At 46.8% G+C, this 12,278-nt stretch carries 23 protein-coding genes; 16 read left to right on the forward strand and 7 right to left on the reverse strand.

All coding sequences use genetic code 11. From position 1 onward, the window contains the following. From ACUU1I_RS16430 to ACUU1I_RS16460, 7 genes are all read right to left on the reverse strand, one after another. Positions 1–163 (reverse strand): NinE family protein (locus ACUU1I_RS16430; protein ID WP_024255911.1); only part of this gene is annotated, 163 nt, incomplete at its 3' end. Further along, complete coding sequence (locus ACUU1I_RS16435; RefSeq protein ID WP_000736913.1) at positions 160–600, reverse strand: recombination protein NinB; 441 nt, start codon at positions 598–600, stop codon at positions 160–162. The genes ACUU1I_RS16430 and ACUU1I_RS16435, both read right to left, overlap by 4 nt. A gap of 76 nt (positions 601–676) precedes the next feature. After that, positions 677–2,113 carry a DnaB-like helicase C-terminal domain-containing protein gene (locus ACUU1I_RS16440; protein WP_152066665.1) on the reverse strand — a complete coding sequence of 479 codons (1,437 nt, stop codon included), beginning with the start codon at positions 2,111–2,113 and terminating at the stop codon, positions 677–679. Further along, on the reverse strand, positions 2,103–2,936 hold the full coding sequence (locus tag ACUU1I_RS16445) for a hypothetical protein (RefSeq protein WP_032354801.1): 834 nt from the start codon (positions 2,934–2,936) through the stop codon (positions 2,103–2,105). The genes ACUU1I_RS16440 and ACUU1I_RS16445 overlap by 11 nt, the downstream gene beginning before the upstream one ends. Then, positions 2,929–3,075, reverse strand: a complete 147-nt coding sequence (locus ACUU1I_RS16450; RefSeq protein ID WP_000166207.1) for a DUF2740 family protein — start codon at positions 3,073–3,075, stop codon at positions 2,929–2,931. Before ACUU1I_RS16450 ends, ACUU1I_RS16445 begins: the two co-directional genes overlap by 8 nt. A gap of 32 nt (positions 3,076–3,107) precedes the next feature. Then, entirely contained in the window at positions 3,108–3,401 is a 294-nt protein-coding gene (locus tag ACUU1I_RS16455; protein ID WP_449144859.1) for a lambda phage CII family protein, read from the reverse strand. Between the two features lie 119 nt (positions 3,402–3,520). Beyond that, positions 3,521–3,736, reverse strand: a complete 216-nt coding sequence (locus ACUU1I_RS16460) for a helix-turn-helix domain-containing protein (RefSeq protein WP_001194218.1) — start codon at positions 3,734–3,736, stop codon at positions 3,521–3,523. Positions 3,737–3,839: 103 nt separating this feature from the next. Here ACUU1I_RS16460 and ACUU1I_RS16465 point away from each other — a divergent pair, with 103 nt between their 5' ends. From ACUU1I_RS16465 to ACUU1I_RS16540, 16 genes are all read left to right on the forward strand, one after another. Further along, entirely contained in the window at positions 3,840–4,472 is a 633-nt protein-coding gene (locus tag ACUU1I_RS16465; RefSeq protein ID WP_000028392.1) for a LexA family protein, read from the forward strand. An 89-nt stretch (positions 4,473–4,561) separates the two neighbouring features. Then, complete coding sequence (locus tag ACUU1I_RS16470) at positions 4,562–4,873, forward strand: hypothetical protein (protein WP_001379071.1); 312 nt, start codon at positions 4,562–4,564, stop codon at positions 4,871–4,873. Between the two features lie 460 nt (positions 4,874–5,333). Then, positions 5,334–5,666, forward strand: coding sequence for an antitermination protein N (locus ACUU1I_RS16475; RefSeq protein ID WP_152030604.1), 333 nt, complete (start codon positions 5,334–5,336; stop codon positions 5,664–5,666). A 202-nt stretch (positions 5,667–5,868) separates the two neighbouring features. Beyond that, the gene (locus ACUU1I_RS16480) at positions 5,869–6,111 is read left to right on the forward strand and encodes a DUF7446 family protein (RefSeq protein ID WP_152030605.1); all 243 of its coding nucleotides are present in this window, start codon (positions 5,869–5,871) and stop codon (positions 6,109–6,111) included. Between the two features lie 167 nt (positions 6,112–6,278). Beyond that, positions 6,279–7,247 carry a cell envelope biogenesis protein TolA gene (locus ACUU1I_RS16485; protein ID WP_152030606.1) on the forward strand — a complete coding sequence of 323 codons (969 nt, stop codon included), beginning with the start codon at positions 6,279–6,281 and terminating at the stop codon, positions 7,245–7,247. 24 nt (positions 7,248–7,271) lie between these two features. Next, entirely contained in the window at positions 7,272–7,403 is a 132-nt protein-coding gene (locus tag ACUU1I_RS16490) for a protease FtsH-inhibitory lysogeny factor CIII (RefSeq protein ID WP_152030607.1), read from the forward strand. After that, positions 7,388–7,540: a host cell division inhibitory peptide Kil gene (gene kil / locus ACUU1I_RS16495; protein ID WP_001243355.1), complete on the forward strand. Its 153-nt coding sequence runs from the start codon at positions 7,388–7,390 to the stop codon at positions 7,538–7,540. Before ACUU1I_RS16490 ends, kil begins: the two co-directional genes overlap by 16 nt. A gap of 254 nt (positions 7,541–7,794) precedes the next feature. Further along, the gene (locus tag ACUU1I_RS16500; protein WP_001609780.1) at positions 7,795–8,502 is read left to right on the forward strand and encodes a Rad52/Rad22 family DNA repair protein; all 708 of its coding nucleotides are present in this window, start codon (positions 7,795–7,797) and stop codon (positions 8,500–8,502) included. After that, the gene (gene ssb, locus ACUU1I_RS16505; protein WP_000168274.1) at positions 8,503–9,009 is read left to right on the forward strand and encodes a single-stranded DNA-binding protein; all 507 of its coding nucleotides are present in this window, start codon (positions 8,503–8,505) and stop codon (positions 9,007–9,009) included. 13 nt (positions 9,010–9,022) lie between these two features. Continuing rightward, positions 9,023–9,316: a phage anti-RecBCD protein gene (locus ACUU1I_RS16510; RefSeq protein ID WP_001111335.1), complete on the forward strand. Its 294-nt coding sequence runs from the start codon at positions 9,023–9,025 to the stop codon at positions 9,314–9,316. 10 nt (positions 9,317–9,326) lie between these two features. Then, the gene (locus ACUU1I_RS16515; RefSeq protein WP_152030608.1) at positions 9,327–9,491 is read left to right on the forward strand and encodes a DUF2737 family protein; all 165 of its coding nucleotides are present in this window, start codon (positions 9,327–9,329) and stop codon (positions 9,489–9,491) included. Then, positions 9,488–9,973 carry a hypothetical protein gene (locus ACUU1I_RS16520; RefSeq protein WP_152030609.1) on the forward strand — a complete coding sequence of 162 codons (486 nt, stop codon included), beginning with the start codon at positions 9,488–9,490 and terminating at the stop codon, positions 9,971–9,973. Before ACUU1I_RS16515 ends, ACUU1I_RS16520 begins: the two co-directional genes overlap by 4 nt. Further along, a complete protein-coding gene (locus tag ACUU1I_RS16525; RefSeq protein ID WP_152030610.1) occupies positions 9,970–10,284 on the forward strand; it encodes a hypothetical protein in 315 nt (104 codons plus the stop codon). The genes ACUU1I_RS16520 and ACUU1I_RS16525 overlap by 4 nt, the downstream gene beginning before the upstream one ends. After that, positions 10,271–10,957, forward strand: coding sequence for an ead/Ea22-like family protein (locus ACUU1I_RS16530; protein ID WP_152030611.1), 687 nt, complete (start codon positions 10,271–10,273; stop codon positions 10,955–10,957). Before ACUU1I_RS16525 ends, ACUU1I_RS16530 begins: the two co-directional genes overlap by 14 nt. A 1-nt stretch (position 10,958) precedes the next feature. Further along, on the forward strand, positions 10,959–11,798 hold the full coding sequence (locus ACUU1I_RS16535; protein WP_000208039.1) for a DUF551 domain-containing protein: 840 nt from the start codon (positions 10,959–10,961) through the stop codon (positions 11,796–11,798). A 187-nt stretch (positions 11,799–11,985) separates the two neighbouring features. Continuing rightward, entirely contained in the window at positions 11,986–12,153 is a 168-nt protein-coding gene (locus ACUU1I_RS16540) for a hypothetical protein (protein WP_086167097.1), read from the forward strand. The last annotated feature ends 125 nt before the right edge of the window (positions 12,154–12,278 follow it).

Raw genomic sequence — 12,278 nt, forward strand, 5'->3', positions numbered from 1 at the left:
GATGTCTTAGCCACCGGATATCCCACAGGTGAGCCGTGTAATTGAAGGTTTTTACGTCAGATTCTTTTGGGATTGGCTTGCGTTTATTTCTGGAGCGTTTCGTTGGAAGGTATTTGCAGTTTTCGCAGATGATGTCGGTGAAACTTCGTCGCTGTCGCCTCATGCCGCCCTGTCTCCCCATCTTGCTTTCCACTCCAGAGCCAGTCGCGCTTCGTCTGACCACTTAACGCCACGTTCTGTACCGAATGCCTGTATAAGCTCTAATAGCTCCGCAAATTCGCTTACTCGCATCCTGCTGGTTGACTGGCCTATTACCACAAAGCCATTCCCGGCAAGGTTAGGAACAACGTCCTGCTGCTTTAAGGCTGCGGTAAACACACACTTCCAGCTTTCTGCATCCAGCCAGCGACCATGCCATTCAACCTGACGAGAGACGTCACCAAGGCAAGCCCAAAGCTTTCGATTCTGGTCTAAGCTGCGGTTGCGTTCCTGAATGGTTACTACGATTGGTTTGGTTGGGTCTGGAAGGATTTGCTGTACTGCGTGAATAGCGTTTTGCTGATGTGCTGGAGATCGAATTTCAAAGGTTAGCTTTTTCATGACTTCCCTCTCCCCCAAATAAAAAGGCCTGCGATTACCAGCAGACCTGTTATTAGCTCAGTGATGTAGATGGTCATCAGAATCCTCCTTTCTTCTTGGACTGCGGTTCCTCGCGTTCACGTCGGCGCATTTCAGCAGACTGTTGGTCTGTGTCATAAATAGCGCCATTTGCCTGAATGCAATACACCGTGCCGGTATTGCCATGACGATTGAGACGAAGGATTAGTTCGGTTTCACTAGGTGGAACACTGTCATCAAAAGCACCTTCACGATGGATCCCCACCCAATAATCGCAATCCTGTTCAATCTGCCCTGTATCTCGTGAGTCACTTGGTAATGGGCGTTTATTGGTTCGGCTTTCCAGTGCGCGGTTAAGCTGTGTCAGAAGCACAACAACGCAATCAAGCTCTTTGGCAAGGTTCTTCAGTCCTTTGGTGATCATGCCGTAAGCAAGGTCGTTGCGATCGGCCTTTTCAGCGGTCATTAGTGTCAGGTAATCGACCAGAATCATGCCAACACATCCTTTTTCTCGCTTGATTCGACGGCTTTCGCTGACGATTTGAGCCAGAGATAATCCCGGCGTGTCGTCGATGTAAAGCAGGTCGATTTCACTCAAGCGATTGGCTGTTTCGATCGCCCTGTTGAAGTCACCATCGTAATCACCCTGATAGCCGTCATCAGCGTCATTTGTCGCCGGAAGGTAAAAAATATTCGGGTTAACACCAGACTTCTGCCCTACCAGTTTTTCCAGTATCTGGTCACCTGGCATTTCAAGGCTGAACATAAGAGCGGGCTTTTTCTCATGCACTGCGCAGTTGATTGCCATCTGGCTGTATAGCGTCGTTTTCCCCATCTTAGGTCGAGCGCCAATGACAAACAGAGAGCCTTTCACCAGACCTTTCGGTGACAGCATCCTGTCCAGCGATGGGATCCCTGTGCTCATTCCCCGTTGTTCGCCTGATGGGTCAAATCGCTTCTCAAGGTCGCTAACCCAGTCTTCCATGACCTCACCAAATGAGCGAAGGCCGCGACGCGATCCTGTTTTTGCATGGTCTGTCAGTTGCGTGAAAATCGCCTGAATAGCTTCGTACTTCTGCGTCGCAGTCATTCCGTTGCGGGAATAGAGCAATTCCGTCGCTTCAGTCATGCGGTTGATGGCGTAGCGTTCCATTGCGGTTTCGCGAACCTGCATTGCATAGGCAACGATGTTTGCGGCGCTTGGCGTGTTCTTTGCGATCTCAGCGATATAAGCAAAACCGCCAACAGACGCCGTTAACGATTTACGCTCCAGTTCATCGAAAAGCGTCAGGCCATCTACTGGCTTTTGCTCCCGGTGCATTCTGGTTATTTCTTCGAAAATGATTTTGTGTGGTCGGCTGTAAAATGAATCAGGCTTCAGCATCGCCAGAACCTTCTGGACGCGCTCACTGCTGTCATCATCCAGAAGCAATCCACCAATCACCGCCTGCTCTGCCTCGATGCTATGGGGCGGCGCATAAAAATTATCGGTCATCGTGTTCACCCTCACGAACTTTCAGGTAGGTATTATCGTTAAGCAGGAAATCAAATCCCTTTTTGTGCCAGACGGTTCCGCGCTGATGGTTTGGGCGCTCTTCGAACATCCATCGGCAATTTTCGCCTACGTAGCTCAAATAATTTCTCCAGTCCTGCATCGTGAACCCATGCCCGTCAAGCTGGCGGGTTATCACTCCGGCTTTGCGCCAGAACGTTCGGATCTGGTTTTTACGCTTGTCATTCAGTGCGCGGATTTTTGGCGCTTCAGGAAGGATTTCGTGGTAAGCATCGACAACATCCTGACAGCTAACGGAAGGTTTTTTCTTGTCAGACTTTTTGTCTGCTGCGGTACTCTCTAATACGTCAGTATTAGAGATAATATTATTATATTCTTTATCTGTGGTAATTTGCTGGTAATCTGCTGGTACAAAATTTGACTGATAATCGTCATATTTCTCTACCGAGAAAACTGAGAATTTACCGTGTGAAACCCAGTCAATCATGCCGAGTTTTTTGAACTTTCTAAGCAGGTACTGAACGCGATCTGGTTTGAGTCCTGTTTCAAACGCCAGAGAGTTTCTACCGCCAAGTAGCTTCCCTCTGCCTACCAGAATTTCTCCTGCGTCAGTCATTACATACTCAGGCGTATGCTTTGCTTTGAGGATTAAGTGAACCCACAGATGCGCTGCTTCTGCGTCCTTGTAAAACGGCACATCCATAATTTTACGGTGCAGCAAGGCATACCCCTTACCGCTGCTTTGATGCGGTTGTTGTAGCCTTCTGGCCTCTCTGGCTTCGGCTAGATTAGATATGTTACTCATGACCTTTCTCCTTCTGCATCAGCTTCACTTTTTCCAACTCAGCCCGGAATCGACCAGGCTGCTTGAAGCTGGACAGGAAGCGATCACGTAGTATGTGTTTGTGAATTTTGTCCTGGTAAGGACTGAGTTGTTTTGTCATAATTACTCCTGTGGATTGATCCAGTAATGACCTCAGAATTCCATCTGGATTTGTTCAGAACGCTCGGTTGCAGCCGGGCGTTTTTTATTGGTGAGAATCGAAGCAACTTGTCGTGCCAATCGAGCCATGTCGTCGTCAACGACACCCCATTCAAGAACAGCAAGCAGCATTGAGAACTTTGGAATCCAGTCCCTCTTCCACCTGCTGATCTGCGACTTATCAACTCCCACAGCTTCCGCTGTCTTCTCAGTTCCAAGCATTGCGATTTTGTTAAGCAACGCACTCTCGATTCGTAGAGCCTCGTTGCGTTTGTTTGAACGAACCATATGTAAGTATTTCCTTAGATAACAATTGATTGAAGGTATGCAAATAAATGCATACACCATAGGTGTGGTTTAATTTGATGCCCTTTTTCAGGACTGGGATGTGTAAGAGCGGGAATGTCTTAAGCGGCTTTTCCGCGTTTAGTTCCGTACTGTAACCAAACCGGATCACAGTTAAGCGCCATAGCAATCTCAAACAAGAAGCGCGGTCGCTTGGTTACTCCAGCTTCAATCAGTTGAATTGATTGCTGTTTAACACCGGCTTTGGTTGCCAGTTCGGTTTGCGTCATTTTTAACGCAATTCGCCTCTTCTTGAGGCGTTCAGAAAGAGTTTGCATATCGCCTCCATCAACAAACTTTCTTGTATTTTCATACAATGTATCTTGTTTGTAAAATACAGTTTTTCTTGTGAAGATTGGAGGTAAATAACAGAGGTGGCTTATGAGTATTTCTTCCAGGGTAAAAAGCAAAAGAATTCAGCTTGGACTTAACCAGGCTGAACTTGCTCAAAAGGTGGGGACTACCCAGCAGTCTATAGAGCAGCTCGAAAACGGTAAAACTAAGCGACCACGCTTTTTACCAGAACTTGCGTCAGCTCTTGGCGTAAGTGTTGACTGGCTGCTCAATGGCACCTCTGATTCGAATGTTAGATTTGTTGGGCATGTTGAACCCAAAGGGAAATATCCATTGATTAGCATGGTTAGAGCTGGTTCGTGGTGTGAAGCTTGTGAACCCTACGATATCAAGGACATTGATGAATGGTATGACAGTGACGTTAACTTATTAGGCGATGGATTCTGGCTGAAGGTTGAAGGTGATTCCATGACCTCACCTGTAGGTCAAAGCATCCCTGAAGGTCATATGGTGTTAGTAGATACTGGACGCGAGCCAGTGAATGGAAGCCTTGTTGTAGCCAAACTGACTGACGCGAACGAAGCAACATTCAAGAAACTGGTTATAGATGGCGGGCAGAAGTACCTGAAAGGCCTGAACCCTTCATGGCCTATGACTCCTATCAACGGGAACTGCAAGATTATCGGTGTTGTCGTGGAAGCGAGGGTAAAATTCGTATGATCAGGATTGCGGCGCTACTCTCAATACTCTTAACTACCAGCGCCAATTCTGAATGCTGGATTGTCACAAACCTGCACGGGTACGGGTCAATGAATGGCGATCGTTACGAGTTTACAAAAGACAGCACGGAAGATTCCGTTTTCCACGTAACAATAAATGGCGATAAATCATCAGTTTATGAATCAGTTTCTGGCGTCTATCCAGAGATGAAATACACTGCTTTGTCATCGAACACTATGGTAGGAGAATACCAGTCTGGAGGAGGAATAACCGTTGAAACTTGGTCAATCACTACAGACAAAAAAGCTCTTTACTCCAAAGTAATGAATATCCCAGGTATGCAACAACTTACATCAACCAAATCATTTGTTGGTGATGTAGTCGGAACCTGCAACCAGTAATCCCCACCTCAATCTCGATAACCAAAAACAAACTATTTTTCATTTAAAAACAATGGAGTTTGTTTTTCACGCCCCTTTTCACAATATTTCTTGTTTACAACATACAATCTTTCTTGTAATTTTAAGCCATCAGCAGGACGCACTGACCACCATGAAGGTGAGGCTCTTAAAAAATAAGCCCTGAAGAAGGGCAGCATTCAAAGCAGAAGGCTTTGGGGTGTGGTGAAGCCAGCTAGTCACTGGCAAGTGCTTACCTACTGTTGAGCGGTGAAGCGCTCCCAACGCTAGCAATAGCGTGGACGAGATGGGGAGCCGCGGGCGATAAGGCCGCCATAACGCGCACGTTGTCGCATGGAAAAATCGCTGGGGTGCCGGTTATACCCCTCCGAATGAGACTCAACAAGCTGGAGCTAGACTACCAGCCACCACACCACCAAAGCTAACTGACAGGAGAATCCAGATGGATGCACAAACACGCCGCCGCGAACGTCGCGCAGAGAAACAGGCTCAATGGAAAGCAGCAAATCCCCTGTTAGTTGGGGTAAGCGCAAAACCAGTTAACCGCCCTATTCTCTCGCTGAATCGCAAACCGAAATCACGAGTAGAAAGCGCACTGAATCCGATAGACCTTACGGTGCTGGCTGAATACCACGAACAGATTGAAAGCAACCTGCAGCGTACTGAGCGCAAGAATAAGCGCACATGGTACAGCAAGCCACGCAGTGAAATAGGTGTGACTTGCTCAGGCCGCCAGAAGCAACGCGGAAAATCAATTCCAGCTTATTACGATTGAGGTGAGCCATGCTCAAGAAAGTCAAACGCCGACTTTACAAAGAAGGTAGATATTCTTGCCAGTTGCCAAAATGCGACACAACAAAATAGAGTGTCGATGATTGGTGTAACTGGATAGATAGATACGGAACTTGGTGGGATAAATAACAGGTAACTTAAGCGTATTTACTTTCGCAGCAAACCACTTATTTGAGGACTGATACATGAGAGTAAAAACTATGGGCGCAAGCCTATTAAGTGGTCGTATTTTTCAAGGAACATTAAACACTGAAAAAGGAATGTGGGTAGGAAAGAGAGAAGATGTCACCGATCAGGCAGTGAGGGCAGTAGCCGAACACATGATGATAAAAGACCAGAAATATGCATACGAAACGAAGGATGGCAAATGGCTGATAATAAGTCATCAACTGGTTGATAAATTACCAGAAGAGTTTGTTGATGGTTAAATTTGCTTTGGAATAAGCAACAGAATAAACACTGCACTGTGTATTCATTCCAACGAGTGAATACACGGAGCAATGTCGCTCGTAACTAAACAGGAGCCGACTTGTTCTGATTATTGGAAATCTTCTTTGCCCTCCAGTGTGAGGGCAATTTTTTTGACGGGGGAAATATGAGTGAAGTAACAGATTTAGTTGTTATTGAAAAAGCAAATGCAATGACTGTATTTCAGTCTGCCGACCAGATTGAAGAAATCCTTCAAAAGGTTGAACGTGAAGTTATGTCCTTTGTGCCTGATATCACAACGGCAAAGGGCAGAAAGGAGATCGCTTCTCTGGCGTATAAAGTTGCGCAGACGAAAACATATCTCGATGGTCTTGGCAAAGACCTTGTTGCTGAACTGAAGGAAATTCCAAAGCTAATTGATGCCAACCGCAAAACAGTGCATGATCGACTTGATGAGCTGAAAGCCAAGGCGCGCCAGCCTCTTACTGATTATGAGGAGGAACAGGCGCGGATTAAAGCCGAAGAAGAAGCTAAGGCAGCAGCTGAAGCTCTCGCAAAGCAAATTGAGTCTGACCATGAAATAGCGATTTTGATGGATCGCGAATTTGACCGCCAAAGAGAAGAGGCAAGACTCAAAGCGGAGCAGGAAAAGCGAGAGCATGAAGAACGCTTAAAAAGAGAAGCTGAAGAGAAAGCCAGAGCAGAAGCCGAAGCAAAGGCAAAAGCCGAAATTGAAGCAGCAGCAAGGCGAGAAGCAGAAGCTAAGGCCGCAGCGGAACGTGCAAAGCGTGAACGCATTGAAGCCGAGCAACGAGCACAGCGCGAAGCAAAAGAGGCAGCAGAACGAGCTGAAAGAGAAAAGCAGGCGGCAATTGAAGCAGAACGCCGAAAAGCACAGGAGGAGGCTGAACGAATCCGGCGCGAAGCTGAAGCAAAAGAGCAAGCCAGAATAGCAGAAGAAAAAAGAATCAAGGACGAAGAAGAGCGTAGAGCAAAGGATAAAGCTCACCGAAAAGAAGTAAATAACAAAATACTTGCTGACCTTATCAAGGTTGGCGCATCAGAAGATGTTGCTAAAAATATCATAACAGCCATCGTAAAAGGCGAAGTATTCGCAACAAAAATAACCTACTAATAAAACCAACATAAGGAACCACCCATGATTTACGCAATCGCGGGAGGCGCTCGCATGGGTGCCTTCCAATTAAATGAATCTTTACTTGAACGAATCACCCGTAAATTACGTGACGGATGGAAAAGAGTTGATGTCTTATTATGCGCAATGAAATAGCCATCAATCACCAGATGCTTCGTGCTGCACAGAACAAAGCAGTAATAGCCAGATTTATTGGTGATTCCAAAATGTGGCTTGAAGCAAATAAAGCGATGAAGTCAGCTATCAACCTTCCGTGGTATCGCAGGAAATGAGTTTTACAGATAACTGGTCAGACGAAGAATTCATTCGTCAGATGAAAGAATTAATCGGAAACGAAGGAGATATTCATGTCACTTGCAACCACAGTGAAGGAGAGCAAGTTACAGAGACGCATGTACACCCAGAAAGCTCTCTGGTATCGCCATAATGGCGACCGCGAAGGAATGCGGGTATGCCTTAATTTGTCCCGAGTCGAAGTATTAAATCAGCGTTATTTTCTTGGGCCATGTCCATTCTGAGGTGATTTATGGATTTGAATAAATTCGATGAGCCATTCAGCCCTGAAGATATCGAATGGCGAATACAGCAAAGCGGTAAAACACGCGATGGCAAAGTGTGGGCTATGGTGCTGGCTTATGTCACGAACCGGGCAATCATGAAACGCCTGGACGATGTTTGCGGCAAAGCAGGATGGCGCAATGAATACCGCGATATTCCCAACAACGGAGGCGTTGAATGCGGCATATCAATCAGGATTGATTCCGAATGGGTAACCAAATGGGATGCTGCTGAAAACACGCAGGTAGAAGCCGTCAAAGGTGGTCGTTCAGGTGCAATGAAGCGTGCTGCCGTTCAGTGGGGAATCGGTCGGTATCTGTATAACCTTGAGGAAGGTTTCGCACAAACATCTCTCGATAAAAAGCATGGGTGGCACAGGGCAAAACTGAAGGATGGAACAGGATTTTACTGGCTCCCTCCATCGCTGCCGGGATGGGCAATCCCAGCATCAGATAACAAACCATCACCAGAAAATACCAACCAGAAATCTCCATCGGTTGACTGCGAACAAATCCTGAAAGACTTCAGCGATTATGCGTCAACAGAAACTGACAAGAAAAAACTCATCGAGCGTTATCAGCGTGACTGGCAATTAATGGCTGGCAACGAGGAAGCGCAGGCTAAATGCGTTCAGGTAATGAACATCAGAGTTAACGAACTAAAACAGGCGGCATAAATGGCAAGCAGAGGCGTAAATAAGGTGATTATCCTTGGTCGGGTAGGACAAGACCCGGAAGTTCGATACTCACCATCAGGAACAGCGTTCGCTAACCTGACAATAGCCACGTCAGAACAATGGCGAGATAAAAATACTGGCGAGCAAAAGGAATTGACTGAATGGCATCGTGTTGCTGTATCCGGGAAACTGGCTGAGGTCGTGGGGCAGTATGTGAAAAAAGGTGATCAGATTTATTTCGAGGGAATGCTGAGAACCAGAAAGTGGAAAGACCAGTCAGGGCAAGACCGTTACACAACCGAGGTTCATGTCGGAATTAATGGCGTGATGCAAATGCTTGGCGGCATTGGCGACAGCAAACAACAAGCAGCCAGCAGGCAATCACAGAAGCCACAGCAGCAATCATCACCAGCACAACACAACGAACCTCCGATGGATTTTGACGACGATATACCCTTTGCACCAGTAACTCTCCCCTTCCCTCGTCACGCTATTCACGCAATTTAATCAGGAGAAAATCATGCCAGCGCCTCAGTATGGTGCGGATGACCCGCGCCGCTGTTCCGGCAATTCCGTATCGGAGGTGCTGGATAAATTCAGGAAAAACTACGACCGGATAATGTCGCTACCGCAGGAAACGAAAGAGGAAAAGGAATTTCGCCACTGCATATGGCTTGCAGAGAAAGAAGAGCGCGAGCGAATTTACCAGACATCAATCCGACCATTCCGCAAAGCCACATATACCCACTTCCCTGAAATTGACCCGCGCCTGCGTAATTACCGCTCACGCTATGGCGCTATCAGTAATGACTGAGGAATTTACCATGAGAGGACTTGCATACAATCTCGGCATTCTTCCGGCAGAAATGATTATTCGCCAACGCGTAAAGCCAATGCCATCGAGAGAGGAATTGCTTAAAAGAAATTCTTTTCCGTCAGTAAATCAAAACAAATATCTGAATGCAATGTGGCGGAATGGGAAGAAATGAAACAAATGACACTAATTGAGATGGATGGATTTCTGAAAGGTAAATGCATCCCAAGTGATTTAAAGGTTAACGAAACAAACGCTGAATATCTGGTGCGTAAATTTGCTGAAGCGGAGGCCAAGTGCGCGGCGCTGGCGGCGGAGAATGCGGGGCTGAAGGCAGCTTTAAATCATGAAGTAATCCCGGATACGGCAGTCGAGGCATTCAATGAAACAGCTATCATAGACCACGACTGGAATGATACAAGCGAATGGTCATGGGTGGAGAACGATACCGATGTCATTCGCGCCGTGCTTGAAGCCATTAAACCTGAAACCCCGGCAACCGATGCTTTTCTGGCTGAAATTGAACGCAAAGCAATCCGCAAGTTCATTAACAGCATTGAACACATCCTGCGTGACAAGTTGTCACCGTATGACACCGAAGAGATGCTTGAGACTATGCGTATTTTTCTGGAAGAACAGGGAGGCGAGCAAAAATGACAATCACAAAACAACGAGTAGAAAAAATCATATATCGCCATGAAATGGGACTGAGCAGCGATGTCACTGCCGAAGAGGTTTATGACCTGGCTGTACTGGCGCTGAATTTATCAAATATCGCAAACCTGAAGCGATACGAGCTTGATATGGGTGGTTGTGACTCATGCGGTCAGGATTGTGGCGCTGACATGACTGAAGATTCTGATGGTGATTATGTCCTGTTTGATGACGTGGTTAAGTTGTTTGAATTTGATACAACCACTCAAAAGTTAGAAAGCCCAGCAAAGGAGGCAACCAGTGAGCGAAATTAATTACCAGGCACTGCGTAAAGCGGCGCAACTGGCAACACAGGGTGAATGGGTCGCATTTATTTCGTCTGGTACTGGTACATATGCGGTGCATACACCTGGTGATAAACGATGTGAAGACGTTATCAAATGGACCGGCTTTGATGGACAGAACAACGCAGAGAACAACGCTCGTTATATCGCAGCTTTCAACCCTGAAGTAGCGCAGGCACTACTGGATGAACGGGAAAGGAACCAGCAATACATCAAACGCCGCGACCAGGAGAACGAGGATATTGCGCTTACGGTAGGGAAGCTGCGCGTTGAGCTGGAAGGCAAAGACAGCAAAATAGCCAATCTTACCGCCGAACGCGATGCTCTTCGTGAAGGTGAGATGGGCGACGCTAGGTATAGCAACACACGGGCCGCAGCTGATATCTACTTCCAACTGGTCGAGGAGTGCGAAATTCCTGCTGGCGGTTCTCTGGTCGAGTACGTTGACGATATGCGCGAGAAGCTGGAATCCGCAGAGAAGCGCATAGCAGAACTGGAGGAGCGGGAAATACTGCTCCCGGAACGTAGCAGCATGCTTCATCGAACAGATTTTCACGAGGATTACCAAACGGTAATGGCATACAAAGTTTCTGAAGTCATCGATGCAATCCGCGCTACTGGTATTCGCATCAAAGGAGAGTGAGATGACCACTATTACCAAAGAGCGACTACTGACAATCAAGCAGTGGCGCGAAACATACGGACCTGGTAGCAACGTTGTACTGCCAGCAGAAGAAGCGGAAGAACTGGCACGAATTGCACTGGCATCGCTGGAAGCAGAGCCAGTTGCTTATATTTTCAAACATCCGGCCGGGAAATTATTCTGGGCTTTAACGGATGAAAGCAATAAAGAGCAAGCGGACGTTATTCCTGTTTATGCTGCCGCGCCTGCGTCGGTTGTGCCGGATAATGCATCAGAGCCTCTCGCTTATGCTTACAAAGAGCTTACGCCTGAGATTATGCGCAACCATTTAGCTGTATTCGAGCGATATGGAATAGCCCCAAACGATAGCTCTACCACAATTCAGGCACTACGAATCGCGCTGGATGGCATAGAGCGGAGCGACGCCATGCTTCATGGTGCCGAACCTGTAAGCCAAACTTACAAGTTGCCTCCCCTGTCATCCAACGAAGTAAACGACGCGGCATGGAAATTACACAACATGCTGACTGAACATGGCCCGCTAAATGGGCGTCAGTTCAACAATCTGAAAGGTTGCTTCTATGAGGCATTAAAGGTCGCAATGCGCAACTATCCGGTAACTCCGGATGGTTGGATAAGCTGTAGTGAGCGAATGCCGGAAGACACCAAAATGTTACTGGCATTTAGTCAAGGTCAAATAGTGGCAGCATATTGGAACTGGGTAATGAGTCCAATTGATTACAAAAAATATAGAGCTTTCACATATTTATCAGGAAATATCTTGGATGACGTAACCCACTGGATGCCGCTGCTAGAACCGCCGGAGCAGGATGGTGAATGATGCCGCCAGTTAAAGTTGTGATTATCACTTTGGTGATAATAGTGATTGCGAGAATCATGTCTGGTGAAATTGGGTGGATATGGTAATGACCAAGGAAGCAGCAGATAGCAACTAACAATCCTCGCACTCGCGGGGATTTCTTTTATCTGAACTCGCTACGGCGGGTTTTGTTTTATGGAGATGATAAATGCACTTCCGAGTCACAGGTGAATGGAATGGAGAGCCATTCGACAGGGTTATCGAAGCAGAGGACATCAACGACTGCTATAACCACTGGATGATATGGGCGCAGATAGCACATGCAGACGTAACCAATATTCGAATTGAGGAACTGAAAGAACACCATGCCGCCTGATGGCGGTTTTTTATTGGAGACAAGAAATGTCAGATTTGGCTATGAAGGTTTTGAAATGGCAATCGACTGGCGATGTTGGCATCAGTAGCGCAACTCTTGCCTCAATCGCATGTGGACTGAAAAAG

Source organism: Shigella sp. SIG3 (assembly GCF_053555855.1).

Bases quoted from the DNA above. Each gene is read 5' to 3' on its own strand.
- ACUU1I_RS16485 (WP_152030606.1), top strand. From the start codon at position 6,279: ATGAGTGAAGTAACAGATTTAGTTGTTATTGAAAAAGCAAATGCAATG.
- ACUU1I_RS16510 (WP_001111335.1), top strand. From the start codon at position 9,023: ATGCCAGCGCCTCAGTATGGTGCGGATGACCCGCGCCGCTGTTCCGGC.
- ACUU1I_RS16445 (WP_032354801.1), bottom strand. From the start codon at position 2,936: ATGAGTAACATATCTAATCTAGCCGAAGCCAGAGAGGCCAGAAGGCTA.
- ACUU1I_RS16450 (WP_000166207.1), bottom strand. From the start codon at position 3,075: ATGACAAAACAACTCAGTCCTTACCAGGACAAAATTCACAAACACATA.
- ACUU1I_RS16515 (WP_152030608.1), top strand. From the start codon at position 9,327: ATGAGAGGACTTGCATACAATCTCGGCATTCTTCCGGCAGAAATGATT.
- ACUU1I_RS16460 (WP_001194218.1), bottom strand. From the start codon at position 3,736: ATGCAAACTCTTTCTGAACGCCTCAAGAAGAGGCGAATTGCGTTAAAA.
- ACUU1I_RS16540 (WP_086167097.1), top strand. From the start codon at position 11,986: ATGCACTTCCGAGTCACAGGTGAATGGAATGGAGAGCCATTCGACAGG.
- ACUU1I_RS16435 (WP_000736913.1), bottom strand. From the start codon at position 600: ATGAAAAAGCTAACCTTTGAAATTCGATCTCCAGCACATCAGCAAAAC.
- ACUU1I_RS16525 (WP_152030610.1), top strand. From the start codon at position 9,970: ATGACAATCACAAAACAACGAGTAGAAAAAATCATATATCGCCATGAA.
- ACUU1I_RS16490 (WP_152030607.1), top strand. From the start codon at position 7,272: ATGATTTACGCAATCGCGGGAGGCGCTCGCATGGGTGCCTTCCAATTA.
- ACUU1I_RS16535 (WP_000208039.1), top strand. From the start codon at position 10,959: ATGACCACTATTACCAAAGAGCGACTACTGACAATCAAGCAGTGGCGC.
- ACUU1I_RS16440 (WP_152066665.1), bottom strand. From the start codon at position 2,113: ATGACCGATAATTTTTATGCGCCGCCCCATAGCATCGAGGCAGAGCAG.
- ACUU1I_RS16480 (WP_152030605.1), top strand. From the start codon at position 5,869: ATGAGAGTAAAAACTATGGGCGCAAGCCTATTAAGTGGTCGTATTTTT.
- ACUU1I_RS16520 (WP_152030609.1), top strand. From the start codon at position 9,488: ATGAAACAAATGACACTAATTGAGATGGATGGATTTCTGAAAGGTAAA.
- ACUU1I_RS16500 (WP_001609780.1), top strand. From the start codon at position 7,795: ATGGATTTGAATAAATTCGATGAGCCATTCAGCCCTGAAGATATCGAA.
- ssb (WP_000168274.1), top strand. From the start codon at position 8,503: ATGGCAAGCAGAGGCGTAAATAAGGTGATTATCCTTGGTCGGGTAGGA.
- kil (WP_001243355.1), top strand. From the start codon at position 7,388: ATGCGCAATGAAATAGCCATCAATCACCAGATGCTTCGTGCTGCACAG.
- ACUU1I_RS16465 (WP_000028392.1), top strand. From the start codon at position 3,840: ATGAGTATTTCTTCCAGGGTAAAAAGCAAAAGAATTCAGCTTGGACTT.
- ACUU1I_RS16455 (WP_449144859.1), bottom strand. From the start codon at position 3,401: ATGGTTCGTTCAAACAAACGCAACGAGGCTCTACGAATCGAGAGTGCG.
- ACUU1I_RS16470 (WP_001379071.1), top strand. From the start codon at position 4,562: ATGAATGGCGATCGTTACGAGTTTACAAAAGACAGCACGGAAGATTCC.
- ACUU1I_RS16475 (WP_152030604.1), top strand. From the start codon at position 5,334: ATGGATGCACAAACACGCCGCCGCGAACGTCGCGCAGAGAAACAGGCT.